This is a genomic window from Hydrogenimonas sp., from assembly GCF_029932565.1.
GTDB lineage: Bacteria > Campylobacterota > Campylobacteria > Campylobacterales > Hydrogenimonadaceae > Hydrogenimonas.
The window spans coordinates 1-16,792 of record NZ_JAOZPV010000035.1 but is presented as its reverse complement, the minus strand read 5'-3'; the positions used below and the strand labels follow the sequence as shown (position 1 = coordinate 16,792).

The window sequence follows — 16,792 nt, the reverse complement described above, 5'->3', positions numbered from 1 at the left end:
TATTTTCTCGACAGTCTGGAACTGGTGAAAGTGGGATAGAAAATGTGAGACTGTGGGGTCGCCGCTTCGCGGCTTGTGAGAATGTAGGAATGCATTGAAAATTACCTTCTCACCTTCTCACCAGCGCGAAGCGCGTCCTCACATTCCCACAATCCATCTCACCTTCTCTTAATCGCGTGTGATGTATCCTTTAGTCAGATCAATACCATTCCGAAGGAGGATGTCATGGCACACGATGCGTGGCTGAGCAAAGAGCTCAAAGATGGAAAGGTCCTCTGTCTGGCGTGCGGGCACGCCTGCAAGCTGGAACCGGGCGAATACGGCAAATGCGGCGTCCGGGTCAACGAAAAGGGGAAACTCAAATCGACGGTCTACGGTCTGGCTGCTGCGGTCCATGTCGATCCGGTCGAAAAAAAGCCGCTTTTCCACTTTCTGCCCGACACACCTGTCTTTTCGATCGGGACAGTCGGGTGTAACTTCTGCTGCAAGTTCTGTCAGAACTGGGAGATCAGTCAGCATCCCCAAACCCATAACTACGAGGTTTTTGGGCAGGATCTGCCGCCTGAAAGGATCGTAGAGCTGGCACTGGAGACCGGATCGAAATCGGTGGCCTATACCTACAACGAGCCGATCGTCTATTTCGAATACACCTATGACACGGCGAAGCTGGCGAAAGAGAAGGGGCTCAAAAACATCTATGTGACAAGCGGCTTCGAGACCCGCAAGGCGATCGACGAGCTGGCACCCTATATCGACGCGATGAATATCGACATCAAATATTTCGATGACGAGAACTACAGAAAGATCAGCTGCGGCCGTCTCAAACCGGTGCTTCAGGCGATCGAGCACGCCCACGAAAAAGGGATCTGGATCGAGACGACGACGCTGATCATCCCCGGTATCAACGACAGTGACAAGGAGCTGAGGGAGATTGCGAAATTCCAGGCGGATCTGAGTCCCGATATGCCATGGCATATCTCACGATTCCACCCGGACTACAAGATGCTCGACCGTCCCGTCACTCCTATCGAAACACTGGTTAGAGCTTACGAAATCGGCAAGGAGGCGGGATTGAAATATATCTATGTCGGCAACTACCCCGACGCCGATCGCGAATCGACCTACTGCCCCGAGTGCGGTTTCAAAGTGATCGAACGGCAGGGATATATCGGCGAGCAGGTGTTGAATCACCTTGACGAAGCGGGCAATTGTCCCAAATGTCATACCCATATCGCAGGTGTATGGAAATAATTTGTCACATAATATATTAGAATTAAATAAATTCAAATGCAAATATACAGAACCATTCAGGTTTTGGTGCAAAAATGGGTCTTTTTTCAAAAAAAAGAGGAATTCACTCTCTTTTCCGTCAAGTTTGGAAAGCTTTTTGCTTAATATCGGCAGTTGAGTATTTTATATGACCGGGACGTCACCCGGTCTCGTGCAATACGTGCAAATGCATCCTTCCAAGCAAAGGTCGTAGGTGGAACTCGAGAATCCGTTGGAGTCGTGTACGGTTCTGTATGTCGAGGACGAAAAAGAGATACGTAACTATGTCATTCCCTTTCTTGGTCCGCGTGTCAAAACATTATGGATAGCGGAAAACGGCAAGGTCGGTCTCAAACTCTTCGAGCGGCACAAGCCGGATATCGTCGTAACCGATTTGAAGATGCCGAAAATGGACGGCATCAAAATGTCGAAAATGATTCGTGCCGAAGATCCGGAGATACCGATTGTCCTGACTGCGTCCTACAGTGACCAGCACCATCTCTTTGCGGCGATCGATGCAAAGATCAATGCATTCATCCGCAAACCTGTCAAAGTGAATGAATTGATCCGTACTGTCGAGGATCTGGCGAAAAAGATAACCTATGACCGGGCCAAACGCCGCGTACAGGCGACGATGGCCCAGCACTATCTCGCCATCGAGGAGGAGGCGCTTCTTATCTATATCGATGATGAAGGGCGTATCAAGCAGATCAACGATTCGATGGCTCTGCGGCTCAACTATCCCATCGATCTGCTTGTCGGCGAACCGTTCGAAAGCCTGATTTACAAAGACCACCATTTCCATCGCTACGATTCGCTTTTCGAAGCGATCGGCAAAGGTGACAGCTGGCATGGTGAGCTTCATCTCATCACCCAGCTCGATATGGAGCTGACGTTCAAAGCGACGCTGATTCCTCTCTACGACACCGAAACACCCACCTACCAGTTCATGATGCTCCTCGAAGATATCACGGAGCTCGTCAATTACCGGAAAATTTTGAAAAACGAACTCGACGAAACACAAGACACACTGCATGAAAAGATTCATTTTCTCGAACAGTATCAAAATGCGATCAACGAAGGGACAGCCATCTGCCGATTTTTGGAAGACGGTACGATTCTCAAAACCGACACACGGTTTGACAGCATATTCGGTTTCAAACCCAACCAGCTGAAACGGCGCTCCTTCTATCAACTCTGTCCGAATATCGAGGCGGTTCTCAAACGGCATGTCGCCGAAGCGATCGAGCGTCGAAGTATTCTGAGAAAACGCATTCGCTGCCAGGACAAAGAGCATGTCCTGCATGTGGCCGATTCCGTATTTATACCGATTTACAAAATCAACGGTGAGATCGAGGAGATCATCAGCATCCACAATGACATCACCGATATCATCAAGCTCAATGAAGAGATCAAAACGACGCAGAAGGAGCTTCTCTACATTCTTGGTGAGGTGGCGGAGAGCAGGTCGCGCGAAACCGGGAACCATGTTAAACGCGTGGCGGAGTACAGCCGTCTGCTGGCCCAGCTCGCCGGTTTGAGCGATGAAGATGTGGAGCTGCTCTCCGTTGTCGCCCCGATGCACGATGTCGGCAAAATCGCGATTCCGGACGAGATTCTTCTGAAAAAAGGAGAACTGACACAGGAAGAGTTCGCGATTATGAAACGCCATGCGCTGATCGGCGGCGAACTCTTCGGCCATTCCGAAAGGCCATTTATGAAAGCGGCGCGTATCGTGGCATCGGAGCATCACGAAAATTTCGACGGCTCGGGGTATCCGATCGGAAAACGGGGCCAGGATATCCATATTTTCGGCCGTATCGTCGCGATTGCGGATGTCTTCGACGCATTGAGTATGGACAGGGTTTACAAAAACGGGTGGAAAACCGACGAGATCATCGACTATATGAAGAAAGAGCGCGGGAAAAAGTTCGATCCCCATCTGATCGATCTTTTTCTGGAACATATCGATCTCTTCCTGGAGATCAGAAAAAATCTGACACGATAATCGGAGTCTGCTGAAAGCCCCCCGGGTCAATAGGCGATGCGGTTGCGTCCCTCCCGTTTCGCTTCGTACATCTTGCTGTCTGCCCGCGATATCAGAATGTCGAGAGACTGATCACGATCCCACTCCGTGACGCCGAAACTGGCCGTCACGGGTATCGGAATGCCGCTGTCGCGCTGCTCGATCCGTTTCCGAAGTTTCTGTGCCAGATGCACGGCATCGTGGAGGGAGGTTTCCGGCAGCAGGATAAGAAACTCTTCGCCGCCCCATCGAATCAATGCATCCGTACTGCGCAGTGCCCCATCGATCGACTCGGCCACTTTGATCAACACCTTGTCCCCCATATGATGCCCGTACGTGTCGTTGATTTTTTTGAAATTGTCGATATCGAAAAAGATAATGGAGAAGATCTTTTCGTACCGTTTCGCCCGTACGATTTCGCTCTCCAGCAGTTCGACACCCCGGTAACGATTGATGATGCCCGTGAGATTGTCGGTGTGCGCCATCGTATCCAATTTTCGGATCAGGGCATCGCGTTCGAGACGCAGATTGATCGATTCGATTCCAAACCCCATCGTATTGGCGATATTCTGCCAGAGGTCGAGTTCCTCTTTGTCGAATTTCTGGTGATGTCCGAACATCAGGGTCAAGACACTTTTAGACGCGAGAGATGTCTGATCGAGTGGTATCGAGACAAGTGTAACAATGCCATACTCCGTGAGTGCCGATTTGAATGGCGAATCGGCAAGATGGCCAATATCGTCGATGAAAATCATCTTGTCGTAGATGGCTGCCAGAAAACAGGGGAGATAGATCTTCTCATGCTCGCTGTTTTCAAGATCGATGGGTACGGGGAAGAGACGATCGAAATCGATATCGGCGGTCCGGGTGCCGTTGCGAAGTGCGAGTGCATTGGATTGGGAGAGGAGGCAGCCGCTGAGATCCGGATCGATCGTAGGCAGTCGGTCCAGAATATCCTGTAGGAACGTTTCGATATCGGAGGATCGCATCGCCTCCTGGCTGATATAGGCGTGCAGCTGCATCAAAGATTTGAGATAGCACTCCTTTTGGAGCCGCTCCGTAATTTCGCGATGCGAGCGCAGAAGGCATTCGATGGGATACCAGTGTGTTTCGTAGATATTCTGGTTGTTTTCATTTTCGGAGATCAATTTGCCTGCGCCGCTCAGGAGTACTTCCGCACCACTTCTCTTTCTAAACACAGCCTGCAGATTTTCAACCTGTTCGAATGTCTGAAGGCGGGAGAGAAAAGATGTCTGTTTCACATCGTTCAAGGGCACAAGAAGAGAGTCGACCGGTTTGTGCAGAAGCTCCTCTTTCGAGAATCCAAGAAAATGTGCAAACGTGTCGCTGACCGAAAGAATGTCTCCCTCTTCGGTGAGTTCCATCGTCAGAAAACTGTTGTGGATCAGCTTGAAAAAGTCACGGATCGAATCCAGAAGTCTGGCGGGATCGGACTGCTTGTAGATATAGTGGGTGATTCCGTATTTGATCGCTTCGGTCAAATAGAGGGTGTCTTCGTACGTAGTCGTAACGAAAATGGGAATGTCCGGCCTCTCTTCCCGAATCTTCTTGATCATGTCAAGACCGTTCATGACGGGCATTTCCATATCGGTGATCACGACGTCAGGTTCCACTTCCTGCAAAAGAGCGAGTCCCTCTTCTCCATTGCCGGCCGTATAGAGCGACGCGACATGGTTTTCGAGATATTCCGCTGTCAGATGCCGTATCTCTTCGTTATCTTCGACATATACGATTTTTATGGGAAGCTTCTGGAGTCTTTGCAAAAAAACTGCTCCTTTTCTCCGATCGAATACCAGGCAAAATGTCATAAATACTAACATATTAGCCGTGACCGGGAGCTTAAATAGAACCGATTTCGGTTGTTTTGGTGCGAAACGGTCATTGTCTGAAATATGATAAGATTACCCGTTATATGAAAATTGAACTGAGGGCACCTCGAATGGATAGAGAGTAAAGATGGATGAGTGTAATCACAGAGACGAGGGAACTATCCACTCGGTATTGAAAAAGAGATTTGGTCATTCCGGTTTCAGACCATTGCAGCGTGATGCTGTGCGTGCGACTCTTGACAACCGCGATCTGGTGATGATTCTTCCCACAGGAGGAGGAAAGTCGCTCTGTTACCAGCTGCCGGCCATTCTCAAAGAGGGGGTGACGGTCGTTGTCTCACCGCTGCTTGCGCTGATGCACGATCAGGTGAGGGCATTGAAGCTGCAGGGTATCGAGGCGGAGATGATCGGTTCGATGCAAACGTCCAAAGAGATTGAAAACATCGTGCTGCGGCTTCGTGAAGGATCGCTGAAACTTCTCTATATCGCGCCGGAGCGTTTTGCGATGCATGGATTTCTCGACCTGCTGCAATCGCTTCCGGTCGCATCGTTTGTCATTGACGAAGCGCACTGTGTCAGTGAATGGGGCCATGAATTTCGTGAAGACTACCGGCGTCTTGGACTTTTGAAAGAGCATTTTCCGCAGGTTCCCGTGGCAGCGTTCACGGCGACGGCCACCCGGGAGGTGGAAGAGGACATCGTCCGGCAGCTTGGGTTGCGAAATCCTGTACGGCTGCGGGGATCGGTCTACCGTGACAACCTTCTGATCCGTGCCGAACCGCGTATCGGAGACGGAAAGAGGCAGCTGGTCGACTTTCTGAAACGATTCGAAGGCGAGAGCGGTATCGTTTATACCTTTACCCGCAACAGTGCGGAAAGGATTGCCGAGGATCTGGTGCGTAAAGGGTTCAGGGCGATGGCATACCACGCCGGACTTCCGAAGGATACCCGGCAGGAGGCGTACCGCGCTTTCGTCCATGACGAAGCCGATGTGATCGTGGCAACGGTGGCGTTCGGCATGGGTATCGACAAATCGAACATCCGCTATGTTGCGCATACCAGCATGCCCAAGACACTGGAGAATTACTACCAGGAGATCGGCCGGGCAGGACGGGACGGGCTGCCCAGCGAAACACTGCTTCTCTACAGTGCCGCCGATGCGGCGCAGCGTGCCTCACTGATCGAAGAGCTGGAAGATGGCCCCTACAGACAGCATGCTTTCGACAAACTGGAGAAAATGGTGGGGTTCTGCCGGAGCGAATCATGCCGCCACGGGCAGCTCGCGCGCTATTTCGGGGAGTCGATGGAGGCATGCGGATCGCGCTGCGACAACTGCATGGCTCCCGCCGGTGAAAAGATCGATATTACCGAAGAGGCGCGGAAGTTCCTGTCGGCGATCTACCGGACGGGACAGAACTTCGGGAAAAACCATCTTATCGACCTGCTTCGGGGAAGCGAAAATCGGAAGATCCACCAATTTGGGCATGACAGACTCACCGTGTACGGCATTGGAAAAGCACGGAACAGAGCGGAGTGGGAAGTGATTGTCGAACGTCTGATGGAGCTGGGTGCGCTCGCGAGGGGTGAACACCGGAACCTGACTCTGACGCCGGCGGGCGTGGAAATACTGAAGGGAAACGGGTCTGTAAAAATTCGGGCGGATCGGCTGCGGGTTCAGGAGAAAAAAGCGAAAATTTCCAAAACGATACCGTCCGATATCGCGTACGATAAGGTGATTTTCGATAAACTAAGAACATTGCGGCGCGAGATTGCCGAAAAAGAGGGGGTACCGGCCTACATCGTCTTTGGTGACAAGACGCTGGCGCTGATGGCGGCATCGCTCCCGACGACGAAAGAGGCCATGTTGGAGATCAGCGGTGTCGGAGAAGTGAAATTTGAGCGCTACGGCGACGCGTTCCTGCAAGTTTTGAAGGAGTTGAGAGATGGCGACGTGTGACGAGTTGAAGGAACTGCTGGAGATCGAAGTGATTCCCGATGTGGAAGAGGCGATTGATGAATTGTTCGAGATCATTGCAGATGCGAAGAACGCGGATGAGGCGGCAAAAACGGAGTATGCCGAACTGCAGGAACTGCGAACGGCGTTTACCGATCTGCTTCACGATCTGGAAGCCGGGGAAGTCGGTGAAGAGGAGTGTGCCGATATTTTCAAAGAGCTCGAAGAGATGATCGAGTCTTCCCAGGACGAAGAGGATGTGTGACGACCTGAAATCTCTGATCCGGGACGATTTGCGTCCCTTTATCGAGTCGGCGAAAGCGATCTTTGCAAGAGAAGGAGATTTCGAACGGGAAGAGGAGCTCGGGGAGTTGCTCGAAACATTCGATGAAATCGTACGTGATATTGAGGACGATCTTATGGAAGTCTGGGAGTGTGGCGAACTCTACGAAGAGTTCAAACGCTACAGAGAGAGCGGGGATTTTTTGGATAAAATAAGCTAAAACGATTTTCTCTATAAAGGGGTGTCATGGAAATCAAAGAGTGCAAGACACTGGAAGAGCTTCGCAAAGAGATCGACAAGGTCGACGAAAAAATTGTCGAACTGATCGCCGTGCGCAACGACTATATCAAGCAGGCCGCCAACTTCAAGCATACGGTCGACGAGATCAAGGCCGACGACCGGATCGACGATGTGCTCAATCATGTGCGCCACAAAGCGCTTACACTGGGAGTTTCACCCAATATGGTCGCCGATATCTACAAACAGATGATCGACGCGATGGTCGAGACGGAGATTGCCGAATTGAGAAACAAGGGTTCATTCTGATGGACCGCCAAGATATGAAAGGGGAGATGTTTTTTAATGGAAGGATAGGGATTCAGAAGGAATGATTCAAAATAATTTGAAACTATCTTTTGAATTAGTGTGTTATATCCGAAAACGACAGAATAATGTATTTACTGTTTTCAAAAACTATCTCTCTGCCCTGTATAATAAAGATGTGCTCATTTCCCCATCGATCGTTGATTGCAGCATAATGTTGTAGATGCGGAGAGTGTATGACAGAATCATACCAATTGCCATTTTCCATCGCTCTGGAAGATAGAAACCCTTCTTTTTCAACAAAAAGTTCATTGATGTTCTTTTCACCGTTTTTGAAACTCTCCAGATCGTAATTGGATAATATTTCGTAAAAATGGTTATTGACCATAACTACTTTCTCGTTTCTTAGAATCATGACGATACTTTCCACGGAGTTGAAAAGAAATTTTATGAATTCATTCTGTCGGTCTTTTTTAATTTTTCCTGTGACAGCATTACTGATATCCTCAAAAATACAGATGTATTCAACGACCTCTCCACGGGAATTTTTGATGGGAATAATGAGACTTTTAACATGATATCGTGTCCCATCCTTTTTTCTATTGGTTAATTCACCCTTCCAAACGTTTCCGGTTCGAATAGTCTGCCACATACTCTTGAAAATCTTTGTAGGCATATGCGGATCTATGAGGATATTGTGAAGTTTGCCAATTAGCTCCTCTTTTTTATAACCGCTGATTGTGACAAATGGTTGGTTGACAAATGTGATGATACCATTGGAGTCGGTTTTCGAGACGATGAGCTCCTCATCAAGGGAACAGACATATTGATTCAGATAATCTTTGGTTCTTTTCAACTCTTTTTCGCTTTTTTCAAAATCTTCCTGTACTTTGCTGATAAGATGAACCAATGCATTGAACGTCAGATTTTTTGAAAAATTTGAATCTTTTGTGGATGTATTAGCTTCATTCTCCTCTTCCGGTTGGCTGATGTAATCGTACGTTTCACTCAGCCCCAAAACCGTAGTAGTAATATTCAACAATCTGTTGGAATCCCAAAAAGTGTAGAATTCTCCATAGGTAAAAAAACCGGCTGTTGGGGCAATTTGGGAAATGTGATAAAATTCTCGATCAATTTCCTGTCCAATGAATGTTTTACGCGCGGCACAGGAGTAGATAAAAATTGATTCCACGGACCTGTTTTCCAAATTATGAAGAGTTTTGCCGGAATCTTCCAAAAGCCAGTGGAAATTGCCTATTCCAAAACGGACCTGGCTGCCAACGGGAAGATCACCTGCGAAAGTCGCAGATCCATCGGAATGAACAGTCGTGATGGCACGTGCGATGCTGATGCCATCTTGTTGCAACAGCAGTGGGAAAAGAGATGCGGATGCGGGCATGTTGCGAGCGATCTCTTCACCCAGGTACTTCTGATATACTTCGCAGACAGGTCGATTGTCAATCTCCCAGACTCTACATGATGAAGCTTTGGTGATCTCCATCATTTTGCCAATCGGTTTCCAGCTTAAATGATAATTTTTATGAATTCGTAATGAAATACTGTCGAGTACTACACCGACCGCACCCTTTTCCATCCATTTGTCCCGATGCAAAACGAGTGTTTTTTTGAAATGCATTCCGTCGCCAGCCATACCGCCATGGATTGAAACAGATTTGGCAAACTTTTTTGTAAATCCCTGAAGAAAAAAATCGCCGTTGTGATTTAGCCCATCGACGAAGAGAATCGCCGCAGCAGGGTGATTGGTTTTCAGTTTTTCGGCCAGTTCTTCGCCAAGGATATAGCTATTGTCCGAAACCGTTGATGCGGAATGGACAACGGTTTTTTCAAAAAATGTAACGACGACAAGAATATTGTTTTCATGAAGTTTTGCATCTGCTATCTCACCGGCTGTTGTCGTGCCGATAATAGCCGCTTCAGGAAATGATTGATATATTCTCTTTGCCACAGTATCAAGTCTGGATCGGTCAAACACCGATGCAAAAACCTGTATGAGAATAGATTCGCTGGATGGAACAAATGGGAGTTCGGAAACAAAATTTTCCCAATTTTCGGGCGATTTATAGTGATGAATATATGTGTTTATTGCCATTTTCCGCTTTTATAGTCAGATCGCTGTTACGACTGCCATGATGTTTTTGACTCTTTTATCTATATCGGTAATCGGAAAAAGTTTTAAAACAAGATTCAATTTCAATATCTTGTAATCCAAAACTTTCTGTTCTTGCAACAAGGAGTCAAATAGGTCGTGACTTTCGAAGTTAAAAGAGTGAAGAATTTCGGCCAAACTCGAATAGTCGCCGATTTTCTGTGTGAATAGATCGTTTTTCCACACAAGTATATCATTGGATGAGAAGATTGCCAAACCGATCGATTCAGAGAGAATACCACGAAACTGTGTCAATAGATGATTGTCGGAATGGAGGTTCCTTTCTACCTCTTTCCGATCAATCCAATTGTCGATTTTGACGAGAAGCTCTTCAGCCAAAAAAGGTTTTTTCAAAAATTCGGATGCTCCCTCTTTGTAAACGTTTCGCAATGTTTCGATATCGGTATGTGATGAGATGATAAAAACAGGAAGATGGAAATGGATACTTTTGCGTTTTATCTGTTTAAGTATATCCATACCGCTCATATCGGGCAATTCCAGGTCGAGCAGCACAATATCCGGTTTTTCCGTATCGATTTTTTCCAGCGCCTCTTCGCCTCGTTCCACCTCTACAATCAAGTAACCTCTTGGTTCGATGATTCTGCGTATCATTTTACGTACAATAACGGAGTCTTCCACAATAAGAAGTTTAAAGTTGCTGTTGTATCGCAATCTTTGAATAATGTTGTTCAGCTCATGGAAAATGATCTGGGCCGGTTTTCCTTTAAGAATGTAATCGACGATACCGAGTTTGAAAAGTTCGTCGCGTCGCGACAGATCATTGTCCGATGTAAAAATGACAAATTTGGCTTTCTCATTTTTTTCACGAAGTTCGTATATCAACTCTTCACCATTTCCATCAGGCAAATGCAGATCGAGAACGACCAAATCGACAGAAAACTTTTCCATCATTTGATACGCAGAACGGAGATCAAATGCCTGATGAACGATATAATTTTCCTTTTCGAGGTTTGTCTTGATGGCGTTGTTGATCATCACGGCATCTTCGATAACGAGAATTTCGAATTTAGCATTGTTGTCTAAAAAGTTTTTTATTCTATGCAATGAAAAATCTCCTGTTTTGAAAGTTCATTCAACAATCTTCAAGGATATGTTCGAACTGCTCGAATCCCATCGGTTTGCCGTAGAGAAATCCCTGGACCAGAAAATGTTCTCCTCCGATAGCTCTGAGAGTCATCTCCTGCTCCGCTTTCTCGACACCTTCCACGACTACATCTATGCCAAAATCCTGGGCAACGGAAAAAATTGCACGTACGAGGGCCTGGTCGGAATGGTCAAGGAATATGTCACGGATGAATACCCGATCGATTTTCAAAATGTTGATCGGAAAATTTTTAAGATAGGAGAGGGACGAGTAGCCGGTACCAAAATCGTCCAGCGCAATGGAAATTCCGAATTCACGGAGGGTTCGTATGGCCTTTTTGACGGCCGAGTTGTTTTGTACCAGAAGACTCTCGGTAATTTCCAGTGTCAAAAGCGAGGGATCTACGTTGTGTTGTTTGACGGTTTCAATGACTTTGGTATCGAAATCCGGCTCCATGAATTCAATGAGACTGCAGTTGATGGAGAGCTTGAGCCCTTTGGTAGTTGGATTTTTTTGCCAACGTATGAGAGTTTTGCACGCTTCATGCAGCAGCCACTCTCCTATTTTGATAATCATCTTGGTTTCTTCGGCGAAAGGGATAAATTGTGCTGGCGGGATGATTCCTTGTTCTCTGTTGTTCCAGCGAACGAGCGCTTCGGCACCGATGATCTTGCCGGTGAAGTCGACCTGGGGCTGGAAAACGAGAAAAAACTCTTTTCCTTCAATACCCTGCCGGATGGATGTTTCCATCAGTACCCTTTTTTGCAGTTTCTCTTCGATTTTCGGATTGAAAAATATGATTTGGGACTTTCCCTTCTTTTTGGCTTCATACATCGCGCTGTCGGCATACCGTAAAATATCGCTGACGGTAATGGAATTGTTGTTGAAGAGTGCAATACCGATGCTGGCAGTAATATGATAGATTTTACGATTGACAATATGACCATAATTGATCGATTCGAGCAGCTTGTCGGCGATGATTTTCAGGGTTTCGACGGCCTTTTTCTGTTCTTTTCCCAGGTTTTCAATGAGAATGACGAATTCGTCACCCCCGAAACGGGCGATGATATCCTCTTCCCGAAGTACTTCGAAGAGTTTTTTGGCTATCAGTTGCAGCAGAGTGTCCCCCGCTTTATGTCCTGCTGTATCGTTGATAATTTTGAAATTGTCCAAATCGATAAATAAGACGGCACCATATATTCCATGACGTCTGGAAGATGCGATAGCACGTTTAAGCTGGTCAATAAAATAGTAGCGATTGTACAGATCGGTCAATTCGTCATGCATCGCTTTATGGGTAATTTCATCGAATATTTTTGCATTTTGTATCATGATGTAGTCATACCGTTTGGTTACTTCGCTCAGAAGGTTGAAAAGCAGTTGTTTTTTTATCAACTCTCTCATTTTTCGGCTACTCCGATCAGAAGCGATGTTTCATTATAGAACTGAAGACTCTTTTTCCCCTCATCGTGTCCTATCTCACCAAAGGTAAAGAAACCGAATAAAGGAGCGTGCAGATAGTTTCGATACATCTGGTTTTCTTCACATTGATGGTCTTCCAACACATATTGACGTGCGATGCAGGAAAAATTGAATAATAGTTCCGGTTCAGGAAGAGTTTCGGCAAGTTTGTAAGCCGATTCCCTGTCGGCTTTGAGCAAGTGTGTGGATTCGCCATAGGAGAGTTTTATTTTTTGTCCCTCTTTGACCGGACCATAAAACTCCACCCATCCATCGCCCATTTCTTTAAAAGTGCGCAGTGTTATAAGCTCTTCGCTTTGATCTTTTATAATGACCAACGGCGTATACCATAAATATTCCGGTTTGAACTCTTCTATGTCCCGTGTCAGTTTTTCGATCGTATAGAGAAAAGATTGTGATTCGTCGACTTCGAAAATTTTATATCCGTTGGCTTTGGTTACCGTATACTGGACACCAATTGGAACGAATCCTGTTGAAATTTCTGTTGACATCGATACGTTGTGAAATGATAGGATGATGAAACCATCTTTGATGATCTGTCCATTATGAAACTGATAGGTCAATGCCTCTTCGGCAAAGGTGTTGCCCGATGAAATACCGCCTATCAGGTTGTCGACGGGAATATCGTAGTGATTCAGTTTTTCAATAAAAAAGGCAAAACGATTGGAACAGAGGCCACCGATGATAATATGCTGGGCATCGTGATGGCTTTTAAGATAGTCGGCTGTTTGTTCGAGTCTCTCTATCTGCCGGTTGCCAATCTCCTCCTGTATGAAATACGAGATGCTTCCTTTTCGTTCAAACTTGATGAAAAGTGCGGTAATCCCATGCGATATGATCTGCTCGTTGCAGAATGAATCAAGAGCATGGAAAGCGCACACTTTTTCAGGATCAAAAAAGCGTGCAATTGTTTCATTGATGTCATACGTCGGATAATGGGGAGAGAGAGCGATCAACAGAAAATCGTATCCATCGATTCCCATTTCCACTTCATATTGTCTGTCGATCTCCTCGATAGCACTGTAAAGCGAGGAGTTTTTGGACACGATAATTTTACATTGCATAATTACACTCTTCGGATATTTTTAATTAATAATAATACTATTCAAGTGGAAGTGTCAAATTGATGTCAATTTTTAAAAAAATGCATACTGATGCAAAAAGATATCGTATGAATGCTTTTTTAAGATGAAAAATCGCTTGAGCGGTAGATATGAAGCATTTGTTTGACACCGGAATGACTCTCATTTTAATTACCATGACAAGCAAATAAATCATAAATTAAATTGATAGCAAGGAGAAACCATGGAAGTTTCCACATCTTTCAACACCATAACGATAAAGGGCAATATAAAGACCATTTCCGATTACGATGTTATTGTGGCGGCTATTGAACCATTACTGGATTCACATAGAGATATTGTGTTTCATTTGATAGATTCAATATCCCTTACATCCTCGGTAATCAGATATCTGCATGGGCTTACTCTCAAAAAAGGAATCGGTATACAGATGCACATTGCGGACGAACAGCTTTTCTCTTTGTTGGAAGAGTTGGGATTGACAAACATGTTGCAAGTCAGAAAGTTCCGAAATGACCATTAAGGCCAAGCTCAGACTTATTACAGTCCTTGTGATCGTATTTTGTATTGTCATTATCGGTATCAATGTTTTGCAGGCTGTAGAGGATAGAGCGTCGCTGGAACGGACCAAAGAGTTGAATCTGCTCTCACAGAAACTTAGTCTTTTGATACACGAGACACAAAAGGAGAGAGGTGTGAGTGCCGGATTTATCGGATCCAGTGGGAAAAAATTCACGGAGATGCTTGCAAGTCAGCGTATCTCTACCAATACCCATATAAAGAATCTGAAAAAGACTTTGGCGAAAATGGATATGGAAAGCTATGCGGATGAATTGAGACGGCAAACCGATATACTTCTTTCGGATATCGAAAAGATCGACGGAATACGGAAGAGAGTGGATATGCTGGAAATAGGCGTCGAGAACGAAGTAGCATTTTATACGGGACTGAACAATCATATTCTCGATATCGTGGCTCTGACGGCGAGACTTACCGATACCCCTTCGTTGGTGAAAGCATTGGATGGTTATGTTAATTTTCTGAAGGCAAAAGATAAAGCCGGTATTGAAAGGGCTGTTTTGAGTGCCGTTTTTTCAGCGGACAAATTTGACGATGGTTTATATACGAGATTTGTCCTTCTGCTTGCCAGCCAGGATACATACATGGACGCTTTTTTAAGTATTGCACCGAAAGATATGACTGAATTTTTTTACAGCGTCATGGATGCACCGGTTGTTCAAGAGGTTGAAAAGATGCGGAAGATTGCAAAAACAAACGCAAAAGAGGGAGGATTTGGAATCGACAGTATTGTCTGGTTTGATACGATTACACAAAAGATAAATCTGCTCAAAAAAGTGGATGACGGTATCGCCATGATGAATATGGGCATGATCGAACGGCTGAAAGATGAACTGATTTTAAAAAATTCCGTTATTTTGTCAGTTGTCATAGGTTTCGCGGTTGCTATTCTGTTCATTCTGTTTTTCGTCAGCAAAAACATTTATAGAAGTGTCCAGAGCAGTTTGGAAAAAATCGAATGTGTATCAAGTGACCTGGATTTGAGCTGCGATGTGATTGTAGAGGGAGAGGATGAAATTTCTCAAATATCCAGAGCACTGCACAGGATGATATCAGCCTTCAAAGAGAGTGTCTACAGAGCCAAAGATGTGGCTCTGTCCACCCAGGCCGAAAACGAAAAGCTGAATATGGTGTCACATGCGCTTATGGAGAATGGAAAAAGTGCGGATGTGAAAGTGAAAACGATGAATTCTTTGATATCGGAAGTAGGTAAAAAACTCGATGATGTGGAGGAGGCTTCCGTAACGGTGACAGAGGACCTCGATACAACTTTTACCGTATTGGATCATTTCGTATCAAAACTCGATACCGTTGTCAATGATATCGAAGCGGGAAATGTACGGCAGCAGGAGCTTGTGGAAAAAGTCGCCTCTCTGACTGAACATGCAAAAAGTATCAAAGATGTTCTCTCGATCATATCCGATATTGCCGATCAGACCAATCTACTGGCTCTGAATGCGGCAATCGAGGCGGCCAGGGCAGGAGAACATGGACGCGGTTTCGCCGTAGTCGCAGACGAAGTCAGGCAGCTTGCAGAACGAACCCAGAAAAGTCTGAGTGAAATCGGCATGAATATCAACCTGATAACCCAGGCTGTCGAAGAGATCTCCATCGGTGTTACCAGTACATCGAAAGATATGAGCCATATTGCAGAATCGGCACAGAATTTGATTCTCTCCTCAAAAAAGACGCAGATAAATCTTACGGAAACAACGAAGAAGTCGAAGAGTGTAATGTATCAAAGTACCTATATCGCTACAAAAACAAAAGATCTTATCGCATGTATGGATGAATTCATTGCAATATCAAGCCAAAATGTTAAACATAGAGAAGAGGTGGACAGCGTGGCGAATGTGCTCGCGGATAATGCGACTGAACTGAAAAATGAATTGTCGAAGTTTACGATTTGATATTTTGAGGAGATCCACAAAGAATGAAAAGCAGGAGTCTTTTGTATGAGAAGGAATGATTCGCGACACTTAATTGACACTTTTTTTTATTATCATAACCGTTGAGATGAGTTTTGCATTTCAAGGGGTAAGCGATGTGGCATATTCAGGAGTGGTTTATGAGAAAGCGGAAAGATGCCGATCCGCTTTGTGTCCCTTCATTCCCATCCATCTGCAAATGGCGGTACCGTCTGCTTAAAAAAAGAAACTGTTCCCGATATGCCGCTGACCTCTATCCGACATGTTCACTCTGTTACAAAAGAACGGGCGGTAAAAACAGACATGTCAACAAACTGAATGATTTGATACTGAAGCTCCTCTGACTTTCAGTATGGGCAATTGAAATTTTCAACCGTTTTTTGCCTCTGTAAGCATGTTGTCGATAATGATAAAAAGTTCATTGCTCGCTTCTTCCGCTTTTTGAAAATACTCGATAACGGTATTGATATCCTGCAAACAGGTGCCTTCTCTGACACATTCGAGAGCCGCAAGGGCATTTTTGT

The 16,792-nt window shown here is 45.6% G+C and carries 13 protein-coding genes; 8 read left to right on the top strand and 5 right to left on the bottom strand.

What is annotated here, in order from left to right; translation table 11 throughout:
- Positions 1-225 precede the first annotated feature (225 nt).
- Entirely contained in the window at positions 226-1,251 is a 1,026-nt protein-coding gene (amrS, locus tag Q1K24_RS05740) for an AmmeMemoRadiSam system radical SAM enzyme (protein ID WP_300367334.1), read from the top strand.
- Positions 1,252-1,483: 232 nt separating this feature from the next.
- Positions 1,484-3,277 carry an HD domain-containing phosphohydrolase gene (locus Q1K24_RS05735; protein WP_300367332.1) on the top strand — a complete coding sequence of 598 codons (1,794 nt, stop codon included), beginning with the start codon at positions 1,484-1,486 and terminating at the stop codon, positions 3,275-3,277.
- Between the two features lie 26 nt (positions 3,278-3,303).
- Here Q1K24_RS05735 and Q1K24_RS05730 read toward each other — a convergent pair whose 3' ends face one another.
- Complete coding sequence (locus tag Q1K24_RS05730; protein ID WP_300367330.1) at positions 3,304-5,079, bottom strand: diguanylate cyclase; 1,776 nt, start codon at positions 5,077-5,079, stop codon at positions 3,304-3,306.
- A gap of 193 nt (positions 5,080-5,272) precedes the next feature.
- Between Q1K24_RS05730 and recQ the strand changes: the two genes are divergently transcribed.
- Genes recQ through Q1K24_RS05710 form a run of 4 tightly spaced genes read left to right on the top strand, consistent with a single transcriptional unit; the run spans position 5,273 to position 7,928 of the window.
- Complete coding sequence (gene recQ / locus Q1K24_RS05725) at positions 5,273-7,102, top strand: DNA helicase RecQ (protein ID WP_300367328.1); 1,830 nt, start codon at positions 5,273-5,275, stop codon at positions 7,100-7,102.
- Positions 7,089-7,364: a hypothetical protein gene (locus Q1K24_RS05720; RefSeq protein WP_300367325.1), complete on the top strand. Its 276-nt coding sequence runs from the start codon at positions 7,089-7,091 to the stop codon at positions 7,362-7,364. Before recQ ends, Q1K24_RS05720 begins: the two co-directional genes overlap by 14 nt.
- Positions 7,357-7,602 carry a hypothetical protein gene (locus tag Q1K24_RS05715; RefSeq protein WP_300367322.1) on the top strand — a complete coding sequence of 82 codons (246 nt, stop codon included), beginning with the start codon at positions 7,357-7,359 and terminating at the stop codon, positions 7,600-7,602. The genes Q1K24_RS05720 and Q1K24_RS05715 overlap by 8 nt, the downstream gene beginning before the upstream one ends.
- Positions 7,603-7,628: 26 nt before the next feature.
- Positions 7,629-7,928 carry a chorismate mutase gene (locus tag Q1K24_RS05710; RefSeq protein WP_300367319.1) on the top strand — a complete coding sequence of 100 codons (300 nt, stop codon included), beginning with the start codon at positions 7,629-7,631 and terminating at the stop codon, positions 7,926-7,928.
- Positions 7,929-8,022: 94 nt separating this feature from the next.
- Here the strand turns inward: Q1K24_RS05710 and Q1K24_RS05705 are convergent, their stop codons facing one another.
- From Q1K24_RS05705 to Q1K24_RS05690, 4 genes are read right to left on the bottom strand one after another with little or no spacing between them, the layout of a single operon-like run.
- The gene (locus tag Q1K24_RS05705; protein WP_300367316.1) at positions 8,023-10,035 is read right to left on the bottom strand and encodes an FIST N-terminal domain-containing protein; all 2,013 of its coding nucleotides are present in this window, start codon (positions 10,033-10,035) and stop codon (positions 8,023-8,025) included.
- Positions 10,036-10,050: 15 nt separating this feature from the next.
- The gene (locus tag Q1K24_RS05700; RefSeq protein ID WP_300367313.1) at positions 10,051-11,157 is read right to left on the bottom strand and encodes a response regulator; all 1,107 of its coding nucleotides are present in this window, start codon (positions 11,155-11,157) and stop codon (positions 10,051-10,053) included.
- A 28-nt stretch (positions 11,158-11,185) separates the two neighbouring features.
- Positions 11,186-12,592, bottom strand: a complete 1,407-nt coding sequence (locus Q1K24_RS05695; protein ID WP_300367310.1) for an EAL domain-containing protein — start codon at positions 12,590-12,592, stop codon at positions 11,186-11,188.
- A gap of 5 nt (positions 12,593-12,597) precedes the next feature.
- Positions 12,598-13,743 carry an FIST N-terminal domain-containing protein gene (locus Q1K24_RS05690; protein WP_300367307.1) on the bottom strand — a complete coding sequence of 382 codons (1,146 nt, stop codon included), beginning with the start codon at positions 13,741-13,743 and terminating at the stop codon, positions 12,598-12,600.
- 530 nt (positions 13,744-14,273) lie between these two features.
- Here Q1K24_RS05690 and Q1K24_RS05685 point away from each other — a divergent pair.
- Positions 14,274-16,250 carry a methyl-accepting chemotaxis protein gene (locus Q1K24_RS05685; RefSeq protein WP_300367304.1) on the top strand — a complete coding sequence of 659 codons (1,977 nt, stop codon included), beginning with the start codon at positions 14,274-14,276 and terminating at the stop codon, positions 16,248-16,250.
- A gap of 158 nt (positions 16,251-16,408) precedes the next feature.
- Positions 16,409-16,612 carry a hypothetical protein gene (locus Q1K24_RS05680; RefSeq protein ID WP_300367301.1) on the top strand — a complete coding sequence of 68 codons (204 nt, stop codon included), beginning with the start codon at positions 16,409-16,411 and terminating at the stop codon, positions 16,610-16,612.
- The last annotated feature ends 180 nt before the right edge of the window (positions 16,613-16,792 follow it).

Coding starts and splice junctions, on each gene's coding strand:
- amrS (WP_300367334.1), top strand. CDS start 226: ATGGCACACGATGCGTGGCTGAGCAAAGAGCTCAAAGATGGAAAGGTC.
- recQ (WP_300367328.1), top strand. CDS start 5,273: ATGGATGAGTGTAATCACAGAGACGAGGGAACTATCCACTCGGTATTG.
- Q1K24_RS05720 (WP_300367325.1), top strand. CDS start 7,089: ATGGCGACGTGTGACGAGTTGAAGGAACTGCTGGAGATCGAAGTGATT.
- Q1K24_RS05715 (WP_300367322.1), top strand. CDS start 7,357: ATGTGTGACGACCTGAAATCTCTGATCCGGGACGATTTGCGTCCCTTT.
- Q1K24_RS05710 (WP_300367319.1), top strand. CDS start 7,629: ATGGAAATCAAAGAGTGCAAGACACTGGAAGAGCTTCGCAAAGAGATC.
- Q1K24_RS05705 (WP_300367316.1), bottom strand. CDS start 10,035: ATGGCAATAAACACATATATTCATCACTATAAATCGCCCGAAAATTGG.
- Q1K24_RS05690 (WP_300367307.1), bottom strand. CDS start 13,743: ATGCAATGTAAAATTATCGTGTCCAAAAACTCCTCGCTTTACAGTGCT.
- Q1K24_RS05685 (WP_300367304.1), top strand. CDS start 14,274: ATGACCATTAAGGCCAAGCTCAGACTTATTACAGTCCTTGTGATCGTA.
- Q1K24_RS05680 (WP_300367301.1), top strand. CDS start 16,409: ATGAGAAAGCGGAAAGATGCCGATCCGCTTTGTGTCCCTTCATTCCCA.